The sequence below is a fragment of the Streptomyces tendae genome (assembly GCF_014650435.1).
Lineage (GTDB): Bacteria > Actinomycetota > Actinomycetes > Streptomycetales > Streptomycetaceae > Streptomyces > Streptomyces tendae.
Genome location: NZ_BMUY01000015.1, coordinates 105,261 through 125,228 on the forward strand (window position 1 = coordinate 105,261; position 19,968 = coordinate 125,228).

Here is a 19,968-nt window from a genome sequence, read left to right on the forward strand (position 1 = left end):
CGCGGCGCCGACGCCGTACGTCGGTCCCCGGGCCGGTCAGCCACGGCCGGCCCGGGGGAGCGCCACGGTCAGGCCGCGGATCTCGTAGCCGCCGATGGCCTCCTGGAAGGCGACGCGCGGCTCGCCGACCGTACGGACGCCGTCCAGGGCGAACAGCCGGCTGAGGAACACGTCGGTCTCCAGGAGGGCGATGTGCGCCCCGGGGCACCGGTGCGGCCCGTCCCCGAAGGAGAGCCCCGCACCGACCGCCCCGGCGCGCTCCGGGCGGACCAGCAGCGGATCGTCGCCCACGGCCTTCGGGTCCGCGTTGGCGTCGTCCAGGTGGACCTCGACGTACTCGCCGGGGCACACCGTCACCGGCCCCTCGGGGCAGTGCAGCTCGACCGGCTCCGTGGCCCGCCTGCGCAACCGCCCGATGACGGGCTCCAGCCGCAGCAGCTCCTGGAGGACGGCGAGGCGACCCGCCTCGTCCGCCGACCGGTAGTGAGCGCGCAACCCGGCGTCCGAGAACAGGTGCCAGGCGGCCAGGCACACGAACTCGCGCGTGGTGACCATGCCGGCCGCGGCGAACGTCAGGCACTCACCGAGGATCTCGACGTCCGAGCAGCCCTCCGCGATCAGGTGGGAGATCAGGTCGTCGTGCGCGCGGCGCCGGTGCGCGCGGACGGCGGGGCGCACGTCGGCCAGGTGGATGCGGAGCCAGTTGGTGTTCTGCCGCACCAGCCAGTACAGGCCCCGGACACTGGTCAGTCCGGGCTCGCCGAACTGCTCCGGGAAGAACCGCTCCAGCCTGCGGCGAAGGCCCGGCCTGCTGTACCGCAGCCCGACGACCTCGCTCACCACGCCGACGGCCAGACCGAAGGCGAGGTCGGAGAGCGGGGCCTCGCCGGCGGCGCGCAGGACGGCCAGCTGCTCCTCCGCGATCCGGACCATCAGCTCGCGGTAGTGCTCGTCAACCCGGCGGGGAGTGAAGTAGCGGGCGGTCTGCCTGCGGTGCTCCCGGTGCTCGGGGCCGTCCCGGTAGAGCACGGGGCGGCGCACGCGCGGCGGGAGCTTCTCCACCGTCTCGACGCCGAGTCCCGCCTGCACGGTGCCAGGACCGCGCAGCAGCGCCCGCGCGACGGCGAAATCGTGCACCTGCCAGGTCCCGTCCGCCGCCCGGTCGACCGGGCACACCGGCCCGGCCCGGCCCCGGTCGGCCTTCCGCGCGGAGACCCGCGCGTCCCGTCCGTCCCGTCCGTCCCGTCCGTCCTGCCCGTCCTGCCCGTCCCGTCCGTCCTGCGCCACGTGGCCACCCCCAAGTCCGGCCGCGCGGCCCCGGCGACCGCCGCGGCTCGACGACGTGGTCAACAGGATCGGCCACGCTCCGGGCACGGACCAGCCCCGGAATCCGCCGAGTCGGGCGGTCCCCGGACCTGCCCGGGCCGGACGGCCCGGAAACCGGGTGCGCCGTCCGGGCCGCTGTGCAAAGCTCCGCCGGTGGACCGTCAACAGATCTCCCGACTCGCCCATGCCGACCACCCGATCGCCGCGCCGCTGGACGACGACTCGGTACGCCGGCTCCTCGCCCGCGCGGTGCCCGGCGACGGCGCGCGCGTCCTCGACCTGGGCTGCGGCGGGGGCGAGTGGCTCCTGCGCGCCCTTACCGGTCGTCCGCGGCTGGTGGCCGAGGGCGTCGACATCTCCGAGAGCGCGCTCGACCACGCCCGCGAGGCCGCGGCCCGGCTGGGGGTGGCGGACCGGCTGACCCTGCACCGGGCGGACGCCGCGCGGTTCGCCGCCGCGCACCGCTTCGACCTGGTCCTCTGCGTCGGCTCCACGCACGCCTTCGGGGGCCTGCCCGCCACCCTCGCCGCCGCACGGGAGCACCTGGCGCCCGGCGGACGCGTCCTGGTCGGCGACGGATTCTGGGAACGCGAGCCGTCTCCCGAGGCCGTCGAGATGCTCGGTGACCTCAGCGACCTGCCGACCACCCTGGAGCGGGTCGTCGCGGACGGCTGGACGCCCGTGGACGGGCACATCAGCACCCGCGGGGAACTCGACGCCTACGAGTGGTCCTGGACGGGGGCACTGGCGGCCTGGGCCCTGGACCACCCCACCGACCCGGACCGCGCCCAGGCACTCGAGACGGCCACCGCCCACCGCGACGGCTGGCTGCGGGCCTACCGCGACTGCCTCGGCTTCCTCTGCCTGGTCCTGCGTCCGACGGCCGCCTGACACCTGCGCGCCGTGCGGTTCGCGGTGGGGCGGGTGATGTTTGCCGGATTCGGGGGTAGACGGCCTGGCGTAACGGTCAAGGCTCAGGAAGAGGGCGGATCGGATGGACGGGGCTGTCCAGACGGGGGATCGGCTGAGAGACGTGCCGGTCAGGGTTTCGGCGGAGTACCAGGGCAGGCCGGGCGACATCGCCAGGGGCCGGGAACTGGCCCGGAGGTTCTTGGCGCGCGCAGGCGCGGCCCAGGGTGCCCCGGTGTCCGACCGCACGGTGGAGGTGGTGCAACTGGTGGTCAGCGAGTTGCTCACGAACGCGTGCAAGTACGCGCCCGGGCCCTCGCTGGTCGACCTCGAACTCACCGAGGACCGGGTGGAGGTCACGGTGTGGGACAGCCGGCCGGTGCTGCCCGTCGCCGAGACCGCGGACCCCGGCCGGGTCGGACGGCACGGGCTGGAGATAGTCATGGCCGTCTGCGAGAGCTTCGAGGTGCACCGGGAACCGGTCGGCAAGCGCATGAGAGCCGCGGTGGGCCTCGCCGACCACCTGAACGGCCCGGCCGCCCTCGGCCAGTCGGCCTGACCTCCGGGTCAGCGGCCGCTCGGTCGGTGGTCCCCGGCGCGTAGTCGGTACACGACGGAGCGGCGCAGGGGGCTGCCCTCGGGGATCTCCGGGTCGTCGAAGTCCTCGGCCGGGTCGTAGGTCATGCCGAGGCGGTCCATCACCGCCCGTGAGCGCAGGTTGCCGGCCGCGGCCACGGCGAGCACCTCCGGCAGCGCCAGGCACTCGAAGGCGTGGGCCACCACAGCCCGCGCGGCCTCGGTGGCGTAACCGCGGCCCCAGGCCGGACGGGCCAGGCGCCAGCCCGCCTCCACCCCGGTGAACGGCATGCCGTCCTCCACGGGGTCGAGCCCGGCGAACCCGGCGAACTCGCCGGTGGCGACGACCTCCACCGCCCACCACCCCCAGCCCCGCCGGTCGAGGTCGGCCTGGAAACGGCTCACGGACGCCGCGCTCTGCTCCCGGGTCAGGACCTCCGGAAAGTACTCGCGGACCACCGGGTCGGCGTTCATGGCCGCCCAGGGGTCCAGGTCGGACGTCCGCCAGTCGCGGAGCACGAGACGCTCGGTTCGAAGTTCGGGCACCAGGTGAACGTACGGGTTCCGGCCGGGCGGAGCGACCGGATTACGCGCCCGGACGCTCCCCCCTTCGGCCGCGCCGAGCGGTTCAGCCCCGCCCGCCGGGGGAACCTGGCGGGATGGACGGCATCGGAAGGCTGTGAGGGTCGTGACGTCACGCTGGGCGGGCCACCGGAACGGCGAGGAACCAGGGCACGACGCGGCGGACCCGGCGGACGGCGCGCCGGAGCCTGCGGAGCCCGACTTCCCCAGTGCCGTCCTGCGCGCCCTCGGCGCCGGCGTCCTCACCCTCGGCCCCACCGCCCGGATCACCTCGGTGAACCCCTGGGCCGAGCAGCTGCTGGGACGCTCCGAACAGGAGATGCTCGGCCACGACGCGCACGACCTCCTGCACCGGCACGCCGACGGCAGCCCCGTGCCCCGCGAGCGCTGCGCGCTGCGCCGCCCCCTGCACGGGGTGCCCGCCGAGGAGGGGAGCGACGAGTACTTCCAGCGGGCCGACGGCACCACGGTCCCCATCATCTGGGCCACCACCCCCCTGGTCCGCGGCGGACGGCAGGAAGGGCTGGTGCTCGTCTTCCACGACTTCAGCCTGCACCGCAGCGCCGCCGAGGAGACCCAGGCGCGGACCACCGCCCTGGAGGCCCTCACCGCCCAGCTGAACCTGGTCGCCGAGATCTCCACCGTCCTGGTCCCCACCGAGCGCACCTCCACCACGCTCCGCCGTCTCGTACGGCTGCTGGTGCCCGAACTGGGCCAGTGGGCGGCGGTCGACCTCTACCCCGGCCAGTCGGACGTACTGGACCGGGTGGCCGTCCGCAGCAGCGACCAGCCGGACCGGGCCAGACACCTGCGCGGCCCCATGACCTCGCTGCCGGACCAGGCCCGCGCCGCGCTGACCCTGCTCATCAAGGGCGACCGGCCCGTGCCACTGAACGCCGACGAGCTGACCCGGGACCCGGAGCAACCGCTCGCCGCCACCCACCGGGTGCTGTTCGAACGGCTGGGCGGCCACGCGGCCGTCGCCATCCCGCTCCGCACCCGGCAGCGGTCCTACGGAATCCTGACCGTGGCCCGCGCCGGTCACCGCCCCGCCCACACCGAGGCCGAGATCGCCCTGCTGGCCGACATCGGCCGCCGCGTCGGCATGGTCCTCGACAACGCCCGGCTGTACCACGAGCAGCAGAACGTCGCCGAGACCATGCAGCGCCAGCTCCTCACCCCGCTTCCGCAGGTCGACCACCTCCGGATGGCCGCACGCTACTGGCCCGCCGAAAGCGCCATGGAGGTCGGGGGCGACTGGTACGACGCCTTCCTCCTCGGCGACGGCGTGATGGCCCTGGTCATCGGGGACGTGGTCGGACACGACCTGCAGGCCGCCGCCCACATGGCAGAGGTCCGCAACATGCTGCGCGCCCTCGCCTGGGACCACCAGGAACCGCCCAGCGTGATCATGCGCCGGCTGGACGAAGCGGTGACCAACACCAGCGACGCGCCCATGGCCACCCTCGTCTTCGCCCGCGTCGAAGGGGCCGAGGGCGGCCCCTGGCGGCTGCACTGGGTGAACGCCGGCCACCCGCCACCGCTGCTGATCACGCGGGACGGCGCCACGCGCTTCCTGGAGGGCGGCCACGGCCCGCTCATCGGCATGAGTGCCACCCTGCGCCTCGGCCTGAACTGGCCCGACACGCGCGAGGACCTCCCGCCGGAGAGCCTCCTCCTGCTCTACACCGACGGCCTGGTGGAGAGCCGGGACCGCCCCATCGACGTGGGCATGGACCAGCTCCGCCACCACGCCGGCGTACTGGCCGGACGCTCGGACAGGTGGAGCGTCGACGACTTCTGCGACGAACTGCTCGCGCGCATCGCGCCCCGCGGCGACGACGTCGCCCTGCTCGCCCTGCGGCTGCCCGCCGCCGGCATGGGCGCCCCCGGCGACACCGAGCCGCCCCCGCCGCCCCAGTCCGGGCAGAGCGAGGCCGCCCCCGAGCGGGCCGCCCCCGGCTCCCTGCGCCAGGAGGCCGAGGTCGAGGACCCGACCCACGCGGAACCGGGGGAGTAGCGGACCGACCGGCAGTCCCCTCCGCCGCGGGGGTGACGGGCCGTCGCGGGATGACACTCCGTCCGGACCGGCGCAACTCCCCGGCATCCCAGCCCTGTTCGCAACCCGATGTGCGACGTCCCCGGCACCCGGACGGGTGGGGTGTTCACCCGGCTGAGCGCCTTGAGTGGTGCGAGACGGGCGCCGGGCTGACGGTGATTCACGTCGGGGCCGGGTCACCTCAGCTGACGAAGCACCAGCTGCCCGGTCGTGACGGAAGGAACCTCAGATGCGTTCTGCTCGCATGCTCCTGACCACGGCGGCGGCCTCGGCCGTCTTCGTCCTCGGCGCCCCCGGCGCCTACGCGGCGGTCGGTGGCGACTGGGACCACGACGACTCTTCCTACAGCAAGGAGCACGACAACGGAAGCAAGCACGACGAGCCGCGCGGTGGCATGCACACCGGCGGCGGTGCGCTGGCCGCGGTGACCGAGGGCGACTGGGACCACGAGGACGCGTCCTCGGGCAAGGAGCACGACAACGGAAGCAAGCACGAGGACGGCGGCAAGCACGAGGAGCCGCGCGGTGGCATGCACACCGGCGGCGGTGCGCTGGCCGCGGTGAACGAGGGCGACTGGGACGGCGGCGGCCGTGAGTCCAAGGAAGGCGGCTCGCAGACCTACCGCCAGGACGAGGGCGAGAGCTCCCGGGGCGGCGGCGACCACGAGAAGCCGCGCGGTGGCATGCACACCGGCGGTGGCGGCCTGGCCACGCCGACCACGACCGCCGGCGGGCTGGCCGTCCTGGCCGTCGCCGCGACCGGCATGTACGCCGTCCGACGCAAGAAGTCGGCCAACGGAGTGGCGTAAGCCATGCCGGGCGCGATAGCAGCCGGGCCGCCACCCAGGACCCACGGGGCGGCCCGGCTCGCTCCCGCCCACCCAGTCCGCCCTGCCGCCGTGCCCCAGTGAGGTCGTCCCCGATGCAAGTCCCCCCTTCCGCCCCCGCCCCGGCCGACGACGAGACGACGACCGGGCAGGGTTCCCGCTCCGGCCTGATGGTGCTCTGCGCCGTGGCCCTGCTGATCCTCGCGGTGAGCCTGGTCGGCGGCAACGACACGTCCGCCGACTCCGCCCGCCCCCCGCTGCCCGCCCACCCCGGCACGACCGCCTCGTCCGCCCCGCCCGCGACCGGCGCGGCGGGATCCACCCTGCCCCGGTCGAAACCGGTGCGCCTGCTGATCCCCGAGATCTCGGTCGACGCCCCCTTCACCGACCTCGCCATCGGCGACAAGGGGCAGCTGCAGCCGCCGCCGGCCGCCGACACCAACCTCGTCGGCTGGTACGCCAAGGGCGTCTCCCCGGGCGAGAAGGGAACCGCGATCATCGCCGGGCACGTGGACACGAAGACGTCGCCCGCCGTCTTCGCCCGCCTCGACCAGCTCGACAAGGGCGACAAGTTCCGGGTCGAGCGCGCGGACGGGCGGACGGCGACCTTCGTGGTCGACGATCTGGAGACCTTCGCCAAGGACGAGTTCCCGAGCGACCGCGTCTACGGCGACGCCGACCGGTCCGAGGTGCGGCTGATCACCTGCGCGGGCGACTACGACCGCAAGGCCAAGGACTACACGGACAACCTGGTCGTCTTCGCGCACCTCGACTGAGGCCGCGTCCACCGGCCGTCCGCGGCACCGGTCACCCGCGCAGTGCACACCGGTCGCGCGCCCTCGGGGCCGGGCACAGGATCGAGGCAAGCCGGCGTCGCATCACCGCGGCCGACGTTCAGTTCCGCCCCCGCGAAGGAGATGTGCGCCAGATGAGCACCACGTCCACCCCTGCCTCCGAACCGATGGCTTCCGAACCGATGGCCTCCGAGCGGGTCGCCTCCGAACCGCTGACGCGACAGCTGTCGCACCAGGTCTCCCAGTCCGTGTTCGACGGCTCCCGCCTGCGGGTCGTCCTGCTGGTGGAGGTCTACGACGGAGCCCAGCAGCAGTTCCTCGAGACGTACGAGAACCTGCGCAGCCACGTCGAGTCCGTCCCCGGGCACATCGGCGAGCAGCTGTGCCAGTCCATCGAGAACCCCTCCCAGTGGCTGATCACCAGCGAGTGGGAGAGCGCGCCGCCGTTCCTGAACTGGGTGAGCAGCGAGGAGCACGTGCGGATGGTCAAGCCGCTGCACAGCTGCGTGCGGGACACCAGGTCGCTCCGCTTCCACGTGGTCCGCGAGACCGGCCGCCCGGCGACCGGTGCCGATCACACCCGGGGCGGACTGCAGGCCGAGCCCCGCGTCGGCGACGGCGTCATCCGGCACGCGCTGACCTTCACGGTGAAGCCGGGCAGCGAGGAGGCGGTCGGTAAGATCCTGGCCGACTACGCCTCGCCCGAACCGCGGGTCGACGACACCACGCGCCTGTGCCGTACGTCCCTGTTCCTGCACGGAAACCGGGTGGTGCGGGCCATCGAGGTGCGGGGCGACCTGCTGGCGGCCCTGCGGCACGTGGCCGAACAGCCCGAGGTGCGCGCCGTCGAGGAGGCCATCAACCCGTATCTCGAACAGGACCGGGACCTCGGCGACCCGGAGTCCGCCCGGGTGTTCTACACGCGGGCGGCGCTGCCGGCCGTCCACCACGTGACCGCGGGCGAGCAGCGGGGCGAGGCGCAGCGGCACGCGCTGTCGTACCCGGCCCGGCCGGGCTGCGGCATGCGGCTGGCCCAACTGCTCGCCGAGCACGACGAGGCGGCGGCCAGGGATCCGCGCAGCTCCGTCCGGTGCAGCACCATCTTCCAGCGCGACGACGTCGTGGTCCGGCTGGTCGACGTACGGGGCGACCTGCACGAGGGCGATCCCGCGGTGACCCTCGGCCTTCCGGACGCCGAGCGGGTGTCCGAGCTGACGTCCCTGCTGGACGGCTTCACGGACGCCGGTTCCCCGACCGGCGGCGGACTGGTCCGTGCGCTGGAGGGCGCCCGGATGGAGCTGGTCACCGACCGGCGCGCGCCGGACGCCTGAACGGCCCGCACCCACGCGTCGGCCGCCGCACCGCCCAGTGGCGGTCCGGCGGCCGACGCGTGTGCGTCCGCGGGTCGCTCACTCGGGCACGGTGCAGTCGAAGGCGTGCAGGTACGGGTTGACCGGGCGGATGTCGTCGATGACGAGACCCGCGTCGGTCAGCCGGCCGACCATGCTGTCGGTGGTGTGCTTGGCACCGCCGACGTTGAGGAGCAGCAGCAGGTCCATGGCGGTGCTGAACCGCATCGACGGGGTGTCGTCGACGAGGTTCTCGATGACGACGACCCGGGCGCCCGGACCGCCGGCCGCCATGACGTTGCGCAGCGCGCGGGCGGTGCTGTCGTCGTCCCACTCCAGGATGTTCTTGATGACGTACACGTCGGCCCGCACCGGGATGGCCTCGCGGCAGTCGCCCGGCACGATGCTGACCCGGTCCGCGAGCGCACCGCCCTCGCGCAGCCTGGGGTCGGCGTTCTCCACCACCCGCGGCAGGTCGAGCAGGGTGCCCCGCATGGCCGGGTACTTCTCCAGCAGGCTCGCCACGACATGGCCCTGGCCGCCGCCGATGTCGGCGACCGAGGTGCTGGCCGACAGGTCGAGGAGGGCTGCGACGTCCTGGGCGGACTGCCGGCTGGACGTCGTCATGGCGCGGTTGAAGACCTCGGCCGACTGCGGCGCGTCCTCGTTGAGGTAGGTGAAGAACTCCTTGCCGTACAGGCCCTCGACGACGTTGGAGCCGGTGCGCACCGCCTCGTCGAGCAGGGGCCAGGCGTCCCAGGTCCACGGTTCGGTGCACCACAGGGTGATGTTGCGCAGGCTGTGCGGGTCGTCCTCGCGCAGCAGCCGGGACATGTCGGTGTGCGCGAACGTCCCGTTCTTGTGCTCGGTGAAGACGCCGTAGCAGGTCAGGGCGCGCAGCAGCCGGCGCAGCGGCTTGGGCTCGGTCTTCACCGCGGCCGCGAGGTCCTCCACGGCCGTGGGGGTGTCGCCGAGCGCGTCGGCGACGCCCAGCCGTGCGGCCGCGCGGAGGGCGGCGGCACATGCCGCCCCGAACACGAGCTCCCGCAGCCGCATGGGCGGGGGTGGGGCAGTCTGTGCGGTCGTCATGTGCCGCTTTCCTTCCTTCTTCGGTCCATGGGCCTTCTTCGGTCCACGGGTGGTTACGGCCGGCTCAGCACAGGCCCGCGGGCTTGGAGGCGCCGCAGGTGTTGCCGGTGAAGGTGTTGCTCTTGCCGGTGTCGCCGGTCCCGGCGTTGACCAGGTCGGCGGGGGAGTTCCGGCTCAGCCGGTTGCCGTTGACCTCGTTCTTCGCGTTGGCGGTGCCCACCATGCTCGAGGCCAGGACGATGCCGCCCGACATCGACGACTTGCCCGAGTTGCCCTCGACCGTGTTGTCGGCGACCAGGACCTTCTCGACACCGGTCAGGACGATGCCGGAGCCCTGAAGGGCCTCCAGCCGGTCGGTCTTCGGGCAGGACTTGTTGTTGCGCACGACGTGGTTGTCGCGCACGACCAGGTCGCCGGCCTTGGGCTTGTTCTCGTCGCCGACGACGAAGACGCCCGCGCAGTTGCCGGTGATGTGGTTGTCCGCGACGGCGAGGTTGCGCAGCCGCCGGACGGTGACGCCGATGCGGTTGCCCTCGAGCCGGTTGTGCGCGACCTCCGTGCCCTCGGTGTCGGCGGCGCCTTCCTCGGCCTTGATGTTGTTGGCGAGGAAGATCCCCGCGTCGCCGTTGTCACGGGCGGTGTTGCCGCGGATGATGCCGTGGACCGACCGTTCCTGGGCGATGCCCCAGACGCCGTTCTTCACCGCGTTCACGTTCCGGACCGTCAGCCCGTCGGTGGCCATCGAGAACACGCCGGTACGGGTGAACCCGGTCACCGTCAGGTCGGAGACGGTGATCCCCTTGACGTTCTCGTCCTTGGTCCCGATCACGCAGATGCCGTTGCCGCCCTCGGCACACGTGTTGTCGGCCGCCTTCTCGGTGCTGGGCCTGATGACCGTGCTGCGGCCCATGCCCCGCAGGGTGAGCCCGGGGGTGCTCACCTTCACGCTCTCGTGATAGCTGCCGGTGGTGACGAGCACGGTGTCGCCCGGCTTGGCGGCGTCCACCGCCTTCTGGATCGATTCTCCCGGGTGGACCAGGTGGGTCCTGGGGACGGACGACGCCGGGGCCGCGCCGAGCCCCGTCCCGATCATGGCTGCGGTGCACACCAGGTACACGACATGGCATTTCTTCATATTCCGAAAGGTATGCCGGACATATTCCCCGATGGCTTGGATGAGCCATCCGACGGCGTGTCATGAACGGACGCTGAACGGGTGGTTCCTGGGCACAAGGTCCACGTGATCTTCATGTCGGCCACCCGGGAAGGAACGACCAACGTGACCGTGTCTGAACGCCGTGTCCGCGGCGGACGTGTGAGGCATCGCTTCGACCTCCGGGCGACGACCGTGACGTTCGGCCTCGCCGCCGTCGCCCTGGTCCTGACGGGATGGGTCGTGCGCATGGCGTTCGACGTGGCGCAGCGGCGGCCGGCCTGGGTCTTCGTCCTGGTACTCGGGGCGGTCGCGGCCGTCCTCCTGGCCCGGAACGCGCGGAGCCGGGGCGCCGCCGCGCGGGCGGCCGTTCGTACCACGGACGCCGTGGCCGCGGCCACGGCGACGGCGCTGGACGAACTGGGGCAGGGACGCGCGGTGGAAGAGGCGGAGCACGCGTGCCCCGAGGAGGCCACCGCGGTGGTCCGCACCGAGCACGAGGAGCTCAGCCCCGACGAGTTCGAGGAGGCGATAGCGGACCTGTGCCGGCGTGACGGCTGCACCGAGGTCGAGGTGGTGGGCGGAGCGGGCGATCTCGGCGCCGACGTGCTGGCGACGGCTCCCGACGGCCGGCGGGTCGTCATCCAGTGCAAGCGCTACGGCGACGACAACAAGGTCGGCTCCCAGGACCTCCAGCGCTTCGGCGGCACCTGCTTCACCGTGCACGGGGCCGACGTGGCGGTCCTCGTCACCAGCAGCGACTTCACCGCACCGGCCGCCGACTACGCCGAGTGGTGCGGCATAGTCTGCGTGAACGAGGAGCGGCTGCGCGACTGGTGCGAGGGTGGGGGGCCGGCGCCCTGGGAGCAGCTTCCGCCCGAGGGGGACGGGACGGAGCCGCCCGAGCGGGCCTTGTGGTGAGCCGGGCGGCCCACCGACCTGCGGTCGGCGGGTGGAGAGTGGTTTCGCCGCCGTCCGATGGCAACCTGGGCCGCATGGGCAAGACCGCGCTGATCGTCATCGACATGATCAACACCTACGACCACGAGGACGCCGAGTTCCTGATCCCCGCCGTGGAGTCCGTGCTGCCGAACGTGACCGGCCTGCTGGACCGGGCGCGGCGGCAGGGCGTCCCCGTGATCTACGTCAACGACAACTTCGGGGAGTGGCGCTCGCACCACGGCGAGATCCTCGACAAGGCCCTCTCCGGGCCGCACTCCCGGCTCGTCGAGCCGCTGAAGCCCGACGACTCCTCCCTCTTCGTGGTCAAGGCGCGCCACTCGGTGTTCTTCGAGACCCCGCTGACCTATCTGCTGCACCAGCAGGGAATCGACCGGCTCGTGCTGTGCGGGCAGGTCACCGAGCAGTGCGTGCTCTACTCGGCGCTGGACGCCCACATCCGCCATCTGCAGGTCATCGTGCCGCGAGACGCGGTCGCCCACATCCACGCCGATTTGGCGGACGCGGCGCTGCGCATGATGGAACGGAACATGGGCGCCCGGGTGTGCGACAGCGGCGAGTTGTGGACGTGAGCCGGCCCGCCGCCGCGCCGGGGCCCGGGCGCGCGCCCGGTGTCAGCCGCGCAGAGTGCGCACGGGCAGGACGACCTGGGCCGCCGTGGAGAGCGTGTCCTCGTGGTTGGCGAAGGCGGCCACCGCCGCACCGTCGCCCGGCTCGCCGCCGGACCAGGGGCGCGTGGCGAAGATGAGGCAGGCGTACCCCCGCCGGTCGACCGCCGCCCGCCACTCGGCGGTGGGCGCGAACTGGGCGTTGACCCCGGGCATGGTGAGGGCCGCCGCGCCCGGTACGACGAGCAGGCCGATCGGCAGGGCGGGCAGGACGGTGGCGTCGAGGACGGTGTCGCCGCCCACCGCGAGCCCGGAGCGGCTCAGCAGCCCCTCGACGGCGGCCGGGGTGGCCTCAGGGCCGCCCTCCCCGTCGCCGAGGGAGCACGCGAGCAGGAAGGGGACGTCGCCGTCGGGCGTCTCACGGCTCCAGGACATGATGACGAGGGTGCCGAGGTCGGCGGTTCGCAGGGGGCGCGGGTCAGTGGAGATCGAGGTCACCGCGAAACGGTAAGCGCGCGCGGCGACGCACCCGCCCGGCCGTCACCCGACTGGACGACACCCTGGCGCCTTTTCACACGAACGAGGGGCGCCCGCCGACCGGTCAGTGCTGCGACAGCCGCCCGCGGATGTCGTCGAAGTGCCGGTGGACGGCCCTCTCCGCGGCCTCCGCGTCACCGGCCCGCACGGCCTCGACGATCCGGGCGTGCATCCGGGCCAGTTCCTCGCCGTCGGCCGCCGAGCCGAGCCCTCGTGCCTGGGCGCGCACCCGGTGGAAGGCGCTCCAGAAGGCGTCGAGCAGCTCGCTGAGCAGGTCGTTGTCGAGCGAACGGTGCAGTACCCGGTGGAAGGCGCGGTCGGTGCGGGACGCGATCTCGCCCCCCTCGCGCACCTCCGTGTGCATCCGCTCCACGAGCGCGTCCAGCTCGGCCAGGTCCTCGTCGGGCAGTCGCCCGGCGAGCTGGTACATGAGTCCGGCCTCCAGGGCCTCGCGCAGTTGCAGCAGCTCCAGCAGGCTGCCCTGGCCGCGGCGGTGCCCGACCACCGTGCGGAACGCCATGGCCTCGGTCATCGGCTCCAGCGACATGGTCCCGACGTAGGTGCCGAAGCCGCGGCGGATCTCGACGATGTGCATGGCCTGGAGGGACTTGAGCGCCTCGCGCAGCGAGTTGCGGCTGACGCCGAACCGCTCCATCAGCTCGGTCTCGGTGGGCAGCGGGTCGCCGGGGCCGAGGCCCTGTTCGACGATCAGCTCCTTGACGCGCTCCTCGGCGTCGGCGGCGACCGAGCCCATGTGACGTCCCCTCTCGACCCTTGACATCCCCTGCTCTGCCATGTGTCACTCTAACAGGACGTGGGACATCCTACGTCCCCCGTAACCAGGGCCTCTGCGTGCTGCTGCCCGCCGCGGCCCCGGGACGAGCACAGCACGACCTGGAGTACCGCATGCCCATCCCCACGCCGCTGAGCGGCGTCGTCCCCCCGGTCATCACCCCCCTCACCCCGAAGGGGGAGGTCGACACCGCCTCGGTGCGCCGGCTCACCGAGCACCTGATCACGTCCGGTGTGCACGGCCTGTTCCTGCTGGGGTCCAGCGGCGAGGCCGCCTACCTCACCGACGCCCAGCGGCTGACCGCGCTGGAGAGTGCCGTGGACGCCGCCGCGGGCCGCGTCCCCGTCCTCGCCGGGATCATCGACACCACCACGGCGCGGGTCCTCGACCGTGCGGCCGACGCGGTCCGGGCCGGCGCCGACGCACTCGTGGCCACCGCGCCCTTCTACACCCGCACCCACCCCGTGGAGATCGCCGACCACTTCCGGCGGGTGCGCGAGGGCGCCGGCCTGCCGCTGTTCGCCTACGACATCCCGAACGCCGTGCACACCAAGCTGCCCCGCGACGTGGTCCTCGACCTGGCCGGCGACGGCACCCTCGCCGGACTCAAGGACTCCAGTGGGGACGAGGGCTCCCTGCGCCGTCTGCTGGTCGCACTGCGCCGCCGCACCCCGGGCTTCACCGTGCTCACCGGCTCCGAACTCACCGTCGACGGGGCGCTGCTGGCCGGCGCCGACGGCGTCGTGCCCGGCCTCGGCAACGTCGACGCCCACGGCTACGTACGCCTCTACGAGGCCGCCCGGGCCGGTGACTGGGCCGCGGCCCGGGCCGAACAGGACCGGCTCGCCGCCCTGTTCGACCTGACCGACGCGGGCGACTCCGCGCTGATGGGCGGCAGCTCCAGCGCCCTCGGCGCCTTCAAGGCCGCCGCCCACCTGCTGGGCCTCATCGACTGCCCGGCCACCGCCGCACCGCAGGTTCCGCTCGACGCGCCGGCCGTGGCCCGGGTCCGCGCCCGGCTCACCGAGGCCGGACTCCTGTGACCCCCGGGGCCGGGCCGGTGCCCACCGGACCCGGTCCCGTCCGCCCCTGGCCACGCCCCGACGCGCGTCTTTCCCCACCCGCATAGGATCGCCATGTCATCTGCGCGCACCACCCCGACCACCCCGCCCTGGTACCGCGAGATCACCCGGGAGAAGTGGAAGTCCTTCTTCGCCGCCTGGATCGGCTACCTCCTGGACGGCTTCGACTTCGTCCTCATCACCCTCGTGCTGACCGAGATCGCCGACGACTTCGGACTGTCGACCGTCGAGTCCGCCAGTCTCGTCTCCGGAGCCTTCATCACCCGCTGGCTCGGCGGCGCGGTGCTCGGCGCGCTCGGCGACCGGTTCGGCCGCAAGAGCGCCATGGTGGCCAGCATCCTGCTCTACTCGGTGGGCACCTTCGCCTGCGGCTTCGCCTGGGACTACACCAGCCTGTTCACCGCCCGCCTGCTCATCGGCATGGGCATGGCCGGCGAGTACAGCGCCAGCGCCACCTACGTACTGGAGAGCTGGCCCGCCCGGCTGCGCAACCGCGCCTCCGGCTTCCTCATCTCCGGCTTCTCGCTGGGCGGCGTCCTGGCGGCCGAGGTCTACGAGCACGTGGTGCCGGGGCACGGCTGGCGCTGGCTGTTCTACATCGGCCTGTTCCCCGTCGTCGTCGCCCTGTGGGTGCGCCGGGCGCTGCCCGAGGCCGACGACTGGGAGGCCCGGGTCGGCGCGACCGGCGAACGGCCCAACCCCTTCCGGCCGCTGTTCGCGGACCGCCGCCGGGCGACGGTCAACACGGTCCTCACGGTCGTCGCGACCGGCTCGCTCTTCGCGGTGTTCACCCCGCTCGGTGCGGGCGCCGTGCCCGTCCTGTCCGTCCTGGCGACGGCCTGCCTGGTCGCCTTCGCGGTGCAACTGGGCGGCCGCAGGCGGTGGGTGCTGTTCGTCGCGCTCTGCGTCACCGTCTTCTGCGCCTTCCTCTACAGCTGGCCGGTCCAGGCACTGCTGCCCACCTACCTCAAGACCGAGCTGGGCTTCAGCCCGGCGCAGGTCAGCGACGCGCTCTACTACGCCGGGTTCGGCACGATGGCGGGCTGCATCGTCACCGGCTTCATCGGCGACCGGTTCGGCACCCGCAGGGCGTACGCCTGCACCCTGGTGGTGGGCATCGCCTTCGTCTTCCCCGTCTTCGCCATCCGGGACAGCCAACTCCAGCTGGGCATCCTGCTGTTCCTGATGCTCGCCTGCATGCAGGGCATCTCCGGGCTGCTGCCCAAGTACATCGCCGGGCACTTCCCGACCGAGACCCGGGCCGCGTCCCTCGGCTTCACCTACAACGTCGGCGCGCTGGGCGGCGCCGTCGCCCCGGTGCTCGGTGCCCGGCTGGCGTCGACCATGTCCCTGGGCCAGTCGCTCGCCGTGCTCACCTTCTCGCTGACCCTCGTGGTGATCCTGCTGATCGGCTTCGACGTCCCGAGCCGGCTCAACCGGCTCCTCGACAAGGAGGCGGTGCCGGACTACCTCGCCGCCGAGGCGGCGGTGCCGGACGCCGCGGGGCGCATACGGTCGACGCCGTGAAACCGGCCACGGGCGGGGGCGGACGCCTGCTCCGACTGGCCCAACACGCGCCTGCCGGTGCGGCGGCGGGCGGTCACCTGGTGTAACAGTCTTTGTATGATCAGTAGACGAAATGATCGCCGGGGTGACGTGCGCGGTGCGCGTGGCCGCAGGATCCGCACCGCCGCGGTGACCCTGGTCGCCGCGACCGCACTCGGCGCGACCGGCGAGGCGGTCGCCGCGCCGTCGGTGCCGCTGCGCACCGATTGGGACGCCATCGCCGCGTGCGAGTCCAGCGGCAACTGGCAGGCCAACACCGGCAACGGCTACTACGGCGGGCTGCAGTTCGCGCGGTCCAGCTGGATCGCCGCGGGCGGCCTCAAGTACGCCCCGCGCGCGGATCTCGCCACCCGCGCCGAGCAGATCGCCGTGGCCGAACGCCTGGCCCGGCTGCAGGGGATGTCCGCCTGGGGCTGCGCCTGACCGCTGCCCCGGGCCCCTCGTCCACGCGGAGTTGACCGGGGTAACCCGTGGGCGTGCACCTGGCGTCGGTGACCGTGCGTCCGGTTTCCGCCGGGCGGCGGACGGGCAGTCCCGGGCGGGGGAGCCGAGCGGCGGCCCCGGACGTCGCGCACGCCGATACGCCCGGGGCCGCCCTCGCCCCCATGGACGCGTCAGGTTCCCGAAACGCGGCTGCCCGAGTAGGCCGACCAGCGGCCGTCGCGCCGGGCGACCGTGATGTCCCGGCCGAAGCAGGCGGTCAGCCGGGAGTCGGTCAGGACCTCGTCGACCGCGCCCCGGGACAGGACCCGGCCCTCGCGCAGCAGCAGGGCGTGGCTGACGGCCGGGAACAGCTCCTCCAGGTGGTGGGTGACCGTCACGGTGGCCAGCCGCGGCCTGCCCTCGGCCAGTTGGTGCATCGCCTCGACCAGGTCCTCGCGGGAGGGCAGGTCCAGGGCGTTGAACGGCTCGTCCAGGAGCAGCAGCGCCGGATCGGCCATCAGCGCCCGGGCGATCAGGACCCGCGCCCGCTGCCCGCCCGAGCAGACCCCGTACGGCCGGTCGGCCAGCTCCTTGACGCCGAGTTCGGTCAGGAGGTCCCGGGCGCGCAGCCGGACCTCCTCGTCGTAGGTCCGCCACAGGGGCTGCACGGTGCCGCTGTGGCCGGTGAGCACCACCGCGTGGGCGGTCAGGTCCTGGGGCACCCGCTGAGCGGAGTTGACGTGGCCGATCCGCGCCCGCAGTTCACGCACGTCCACCCGGCCGAGCCGGCTGCCGAGCACCTCGACCGTGCCCGTCGTGGGGTGCATCACCGCGCCGAGCAGCCGCAGCAGGGTGGTCTTCCCGGCACCGTTGGCCCCCAGCAGCGCCCAGTGCTCGCCCGGCCGGACCGTCCAGTCGACGCCGTCGAGGATCAGCTGGTCCGTGGTGAAGCGGCGCACCCCCACGCCCCGGAGCCGGAGCACGGCCGCCCCGTTCGCGTCGGCCTGGGAGCTGGCTGTCTGCGCGGTCATGCCGTGACTCCTTCACACGGGGGTACGTCTCGGTCACCGCGAACACTAGATGTACTCACCACGCGCCTGCCGGGGCGTCCGCTTCCTGGACGACGGGTGGCGGCACTCAGGGCGTGGATGAGCCCGCGTACTCATCCACGGGGCCGGGCCCGGCTCCTGTCGTGGTGCCGTCCAAGGGGCCACGACAGGAGGAGCCGTGGGACGTCGGCCCCTCGAACCCGCAGGGCCGGGACGCCGAGGTCGTGCGGGTCCTCACGGACCTCCGGGACGAGCACGGGGTCCTGCGCCTGCCTCCGCGGTGACGGGGCAGGCGCAGGACGGGCGCCGGAGGGCGGGAGGCGTCAGACGCCCGCCACCGACTGGATCCAGGAGCGGTACGCGGTGACGTTGGTGTAGGCCGTGGTGGTCTGCCGGTCGCTGGTCGAGGCGACGCCCACCTGGACGCCGCCGGCCATCATCGGACCGCCGGAGTCGCCGCCCGCGGTGATGCCGTCGCCGGGCCGGGCGCATATCGCCTGACCGTAGTAGGCGTCGTAGCACCCGCGCGTCACGCTCAGGTTGGCGACCTTGAGGTACTGGGACTGGCAGTTGATCTCCGAGCCGCACCGGGAGGTCGCGCCCCAGCCGTAGACCTGCACGCTCTGGCCGACCCGGACCGTGCCCGGCTGGCCGAGCTGCGCGTAGGAGGCCGATACGGAGCGGTCGAGCCGGACCAGCGCGAGGTCCGCCGAGGAACTGGTGACCGTCTGGACGCCGTTCGCCACCGTGCCGCCCGAGCCCTGGTCGAGGCTCCCGATCCGGAAGGACAGGTTGCCGCCGCTGACGCAGTGCTTGGCGGTGAGGATCCAGGTGGGGGAGATGATGGTCGAGGTGCAGGTCTGCTGTCCGTTGGAGAACAGCCTGGCCGCCCAGGGCGCGTTCTGCGCATAGCCGCCGCCGATGATCGGCTGGGGGCCGCCGTCACCGGGCCGGGGCTCCACCGCCGAGGCGGACGGCGCGAGCGCGAGGGCGGACAGCAGCGCGGCCACGAGCGCGGCCAGCAGGGCGGGGACGAGTCTCGTTGTTCGCAAGGCTCCTCGATTCCGACGACACGCGCGGGGCGCGTGCAGGTGTGTGGGGGCGCCCCACAGCATGTCGGACCCGGGCACCGCCCGGGCAATCCCGGCTTCGCATAACGCGGCGTTATGCCGGAGGGACGGGACCTGGTCGCCCACCCGCCGTGGGCGTCCGGCGCGGTGCTAGCGGAGCAGCAGTTGCACGAGGGCGACCGTGCCGACCGTCACGACCAGGGCCCGCAGCACCGCGGGGCTGAAGCGGCGGCCCACCTTGGCGCCGACGTAGCCGCCGAGGCCCGAGCCGACCGCGAGGAGCCCCACGGCGGTCCACTCGAAGTCCGCGGCGAAGAGGAAGAAGAGCGCGGCGACGGTGTTGACGACGGCGGCGAGGACGTTCTTGACCGCGTTGAGCCGCTGCAGGGGTTCGTCCATCAGCATGCCCATCAGGGACAGGTAGATGATCCCCTGGGCCGCGGTGAAGTAGCCGCCGTAGACGCTGGCCAGCGTCAGGCCGGTGAAGAGCAGCGGGCCGCCGTCGCGGCGGGGGGAGGTGCCGTTGCGGGCCCGGCGGCGCTGGACCAGCCTGCCGATCTGCGGCTGGAACGCCACGAGGAGCAGGGCGAGGCCCACCAGGACCGGCACGATCGTCTCGAAGGCGTCGGCGGGCAGCGTCAGCAGGAGCGCGGCACCCGCGAGACCGCCCAGCAGCGCTCCGGAGCCCAGCTTCAGGACGCGTCTTCCCTGCCCGCGCAGTTCCTGGCGGTAGCCGATGGCTCCGCTGATGGAGCCGGGGATGAGGCCGAGCGCGTTGGAGACGGTCGCGGTGACCGGCGGCAGCCCGGTGGCCAGCAGGACCGGAAAGGTGATCAGGGTGCCGGAGCCCACGACGCTGTTGATGGCACCGGCCCCGACGCCCGCCGCGAACACCGCGGCCATGGCCTCCGGTGTCACCCCGTGCCGCCCGGCGCCGGGCCCCGGCCCGCCGGCCGGAAGGTGTCTCGTGCATCTTTCACGGGGCCGACTGTACCCACCGCCCCGGACGGCGTGTCCGCTGGTCCCAACCGGTCACCTCTGGGCGCTTCTTGACGTGAATTCACCTGATCATGCGGTGATACGATCACCGCGTTTGCGGAGCGGGCGGATGGGTGAAAGACGGCATCCCCGACGTATGGGGCAGCCCGGGCAGCTACCCCCGGTGCGGGCACTCCACCGGGCCGCCCGCACGGACGGTAATTCAGCAAGCCGGCTGT

20 protein-coding genes are annotated in these 19,968 nt (G+C 73.2%); 11 read left to right on the plus strand and 9 right to left on the minus strand.

Translation table 11 applies throughout. The features are described from left to right. Positions 1-36 precede the first annotated feature (36 nt). Positions 37-1,287 carry a cytochrome P450 gene (locus IE258_RS32450; protein ID WP_229892539.1) on the minus strand — a complete coding sequence of 417 codons (1,251 nt, stop codon included), beginning with the start codon at positions 1,285-1,287 and terminating at the stop codon, positions 37-39. Between the two features lie 192 nt (positions 1,288-1,479). Between IE258_RS32450 and IE258_RS32455 the strand changes: the two genes are divergently transcribed. Together IE258_RS32455 and IE258_RS32460 are read left to right on the plus strand one after the other, a co-directional pair. Further along, positions 1,480-2,217, plus strand: coding sequence for an SAM-dependent methyltransferase (locus IE258_RS32455; RefSeq protein ID WP_189749302.1), 738 nt, complete (start codon positions 1,480-1,482; stop codon positions 2,215-2,217). A 103-nt stretch (positions 2,218-2,320) separates the two neighbouring features. Next, positions 2,321-2,794 (plus strand): ATP-binding protein, encoded by a 474-nt coding sequence (locus IE258_RS32460; RefSeq protein WP_189749303.1) that lies wholly within the window; start codon positions 2,321-2,323, stop codon positions 2,792-2,794. An 8-nt stretch (positions 2,795-2,802) separates the two neighbouring features. On the opposite strand, the gene IE258_RS32465 is transcribed toward IE258_RS32460, so the two are convergent. Further along, complete coding sequence (locus tag IE258_RS32465; protein WP_189749304.1) at positions 2,803-3,357, minus strand: GNAT family N-acetyltransferase; 555 nt, start codon at positions 3,355-3,357, stop codon at positions 2,803-2,805. Positions 3,358-3,499: 142 nt separating this feature from the next. Here IE258_RS32465 and IE258_RS32470 point away from each other — a divergent pair, with 142 nt between their 5' ends. From IE258_RS32470 to IE258_RS32485, 4 genes are all read left to right on the plus strand, one after another. Further along, on the plus strand, positions 3,500-5,413 hold the full coding sequence (locus IE258_RS32470; RefSeq protein WP_189749305.1) for a SpoIIE family protein phosphatase: 1,914 nt from the start codon (positions 3,500-3,502) through the stop codon (positions 5,411-5,413). Between the two features lie 268 nt (positions 5,414-5,681). After that, the gene (locus IE258_RS32475) at positions 5,682-6,260 is read left to right on the plus strand and encodes a hypothetical protein (RefSeq protein WP_189749307.1); all 579 of its coding nucleotides are present in this window, start codon (positions 5,682-5,684) and stop codon (positions 6,258-6,260) included. Positions 6,261-6,373: 113 nt separating this feature from the next. Continuing rightward, positions 6,374-7,054: a class F sortase gene (locus IE258_RS32480; RefSeq protein ID WP_189749308.1), complete on the plus strand. Its 681-nt coding sequence runs from the start codon at positions 6,374-6,376 to the stop codon at positions 7,052-7,054. Positions 7,055-7,206: 152 nt separating this feature from the next. Next, positions 7,207-8,403, plus strand: a complete 1,197-nt coding sequence (locus IE258_RS32485; RefSeq protein ID WP_189749309.1) for a SchA/CurD-like domain-containing protein — start codon at positions 7,207-7,209, stop codon at positions 8,401-8,403. 78 nt (positions 8,404-8,481) lie between these two features. Here the strand turns inward: IE258_RS32485 and IE258_RS32490 are convergent, their stop codons facing one another. Together IE258_RS32490 and IE258_RS32495 are read right to left on the minus strand one after the other, a co-directional pair. Beyond that, positions 8,482-9,510 (minus strand): methyltransferase, encoded by a 1,029-nt coding sequence (locus IE258_RS32490; RefSeq protein WP_189749310.1) that lies wholly within the window; start codon positions 9,508-9,510, stop codon positions 8,482-8,484. A gap of 64 nt (positions 9,511-9,574) precedes the next feature. Further along, positions 9,575-10,645 carry a right-handed parallel beta-helix repeat-containing protein gene (locus tag IE258_RS32495; protein ID WP_189749312.1) on the minus strand — a complete coding sequence of 357 codons (1,071 nt, stop codon included), beginning with the start codon at positions 10,643-10,645 and terminating at the stop codon, positions 9,575-9,577. 144 nt (positions 10,646-10,789) lie between these two features. Between IE258_RS32495 and IE258_RS32500 the strand changes: the two genes are divergently transcribed. After that, positions 10,790-11,584, plus strand: coding sequence for a restriction endonuclease (locus tag IE258_RS32500; RefSeq protein WP_189749313.1), 795 nt, complete (start codon positions 10,790-10,792; stop codon positions 11,582-11,584). 74 nt (positions 11,585-11,658) lie between these two features. Next, positions 11,659-12,195, plus strand: a complete 537-nt coding sequence (locus tag IE258_RS32505) for a cysteine hydrolase family protein (RefSeq protein WP_127893682.1) — start codon at positions 11,659-11,661, stop codon at positions 12,193-12,195. Between the two features lie 42 nt (positions 12,196-12,237). Here the strand turns inward: IE258_RS32505 and IE258_RS32510 are convergent, their stop codons facing one another. Both IE258_RS32510 and IE258_RS32515 read right to left on the minus strand, forming a co-directional pair. After that, complete coding sequence (locus IE258_RS32510; RefSeq protein WP_189749315.1) at positions 12,238-12,729, minus strand: DUF5949 family protein; 492 nt, start codon at positions 12,727-12,729, stop codon at positions 12,238-12,240. A 103-nt stretch (positions 12,730-12,832) separates the two neighbouring features. After that, complete coding sequence (locus IE258_RS32515) at positions 12,833-13,522, minus strand: FadR/GntR family transcriptional regulator (protein ID WP_229892541.1); 690 nt, start codon at positions 13,520-13,522, stop codon at positions 12,833-12,835. A 152-nt stretch (positions 13,523-13,674) separates the two neighbouring features. On the opposite strand from IE258_RS32515, the gene IE258_RS32520 reads away from it, so the two are divergent. The 3 genes from IE258_RS32520 to rpfE all read left to right on the plus strand — a co-directional run bounded on the left by IE258_RS32520 (position 13,675) and on the right by rpfE (position 16,632). After that, complete coding sequence (locus IE258_RS32520; RefSeq protein ID WP_189749318.1) at positions 13,675-14,604, plus strand: dihydrodipicolinate synthase family protein; 930 nt, start codon at positions 13,675-13,677, stop codon at positions 14,602-14,604. 93 nt (positions 14,605-14,697) lie between these two features. Continuing rightward, positions 14,698-16,170, plus strand: coding sequence for a sialate:H+ symport family MFS transporter (locus IE258_RS32525; protein ID WP_189749319.1), 1,473 nt, complete (start codon positions 14,698-14,700; stop codon positions 16,168-16,170). 96 nt (positions 16,171-16,266) lie between these two features. Next, positions 16,267-16,632 (plus strand): resuscitation-promoting factor protein RpfE, encoded by a 366-nt coding sequence (gene rpfE, locus IE258_RS32530; RefSeq protein ID WP_127893686.1) that lies wholly within the window; start codon positions 16,267-16,269, stop codon positions 16,630-16,632. A 191-nt stretch (positions 16,633-16,823) separates the two neighbouring features. Here the strand turns inward: rpfE and IE258_RS32535 are convergent, their stop codons facing one another. The 3 genes from IE258_RS32535 to IE258_RS32545 form a co-directional block, all read right to left on the minus strand. Then, complete coding sequence (locus tag IE258_RS32535) at positions 16,824-17,663, minus strand: ABC transporter ATP-binding protein (protein WP_189749320.1); 840 nt, start codon at positions 17,661-17,663, stop codon at positions 16,824-16,826. Positions 17,664-18,004: 341 nt separating this feature from the next. Next, positions 18,005-18,733, minus strand: coding sequence for a S1 family peptidase (locus IE258_RS32540; RefSeq protein WP_189749321.1), 729 nt, complete (start codon positions 18,731-18,733; stop codon positions 18,005-18,007). Positions 18,734-18,901: 168 nt separating this feature from the next. Beyond that, complete coding sequence (locus IE258_RS32545) at positions 18,902-19,654, minus strand: sulfite exporter TauE/SafE family protein (protein WP_189749322.1); 753 nt, start codon at positions 19,652-19,654, stop codon at positions 18,902-18,904. Positions 19,655-19,968 lie beyond the last annotated feature (314 nt).

Excerpts from the sequence above, each read along its gene's own strand:
- IE258_RS32460 (WP_189749303.1), top strand. The coding sequence starts at position 2,321 with ATGGACGGGGCTGTCCAGACGGGGGATCGGCTGAGAGACGTGCCGGTC.
- IE258_RS32475 (WP_189749307.1), top strand. The coding sequence starts at position 5,682 with ATGCGTTCTGCTCGCATGCTCCTGACCACGGCGGCGGCCTCGGCCGTC.
- IE258_RS32480 (WP_189749308.1), top strand. The coding sequence starts at position 6,374 with ATGCAAGTCCCCCCTTCCGCCCCCGCCCCGGCCGACGACGAGACGACG.
- IE258_RS32485 (WP_189749309.1), top strand. The coding sequence starts at position 7,207 with ATGAGCACCACGTCCACCCCTGCCTCCGAACCGATGGCTTCCGAACCG.
- IE258_RS32490 (WP_189749310.1), bottom strand. The coding sequence starts at position 9,510 with ATGACGACCGCACAGACTGCCCCACCCCCGCCCATGCGGCTGCGGGAG.
- IE258_RS32495 (WP_189749312.1), bottom strand. The coding sequence starts at position 10,645 with ATGAAGAAATGCCATGTCGTGTACCTGGTGTGCACCGCAGCCATGATC.
- IE258_RS32505 (WP_127893682.1), top strand. The coding sequence starts at position 11,659 with ATGGGCAAGACCGCGCTGATCGTCATCGACATGATCAACACCTACGAC.
- IE258_RS32515 (WP_229892541.1), bottom strand. The coding sequence starts at position 13,522 with ATGGGCTCGGTCGCCGCCGACGCCGAGGAGCGCGTCAAGGAGCTGATC.
- IE258_RS32520 (WP_189749318.1), top strand. The coding sequence starts at position 13,675 with ATGCCCATCCCCACGCCGCTGAGCGGCGTCGTCCCCCCGGTCATCACC.
- IE258_RS32525 (WP_189749319.1), top strand. The coding sequence starts at position 14,698 with ATGTCATCTGCGCGCACCACCCCGACCACCCCGCCCTGGTACCGCGAG.
- rpfE (WP_127893686.1), top strand. The coding sequence starts at position 16,267 with ATGATCAGTAGACGAAATGATCGCCGGGGTGACGTGCGCGGTGCGCGT.
- IE258_RS32535 (WP_189749320.1), bottom strand. The coding sequence starts at position 17,663 with ATGACCGCGCAGACAGCCAGCTCCCAGGCCGACGCGAACGGGGCGGCC.
- IE258_RS32545 (WP_189749322.1), bottom strand. The coding sequence starts at position 19,654 with ATGGCCGCGGTGTTCGCGGCGGGCGTCGGGGCCGGTGCCATCAACAGC.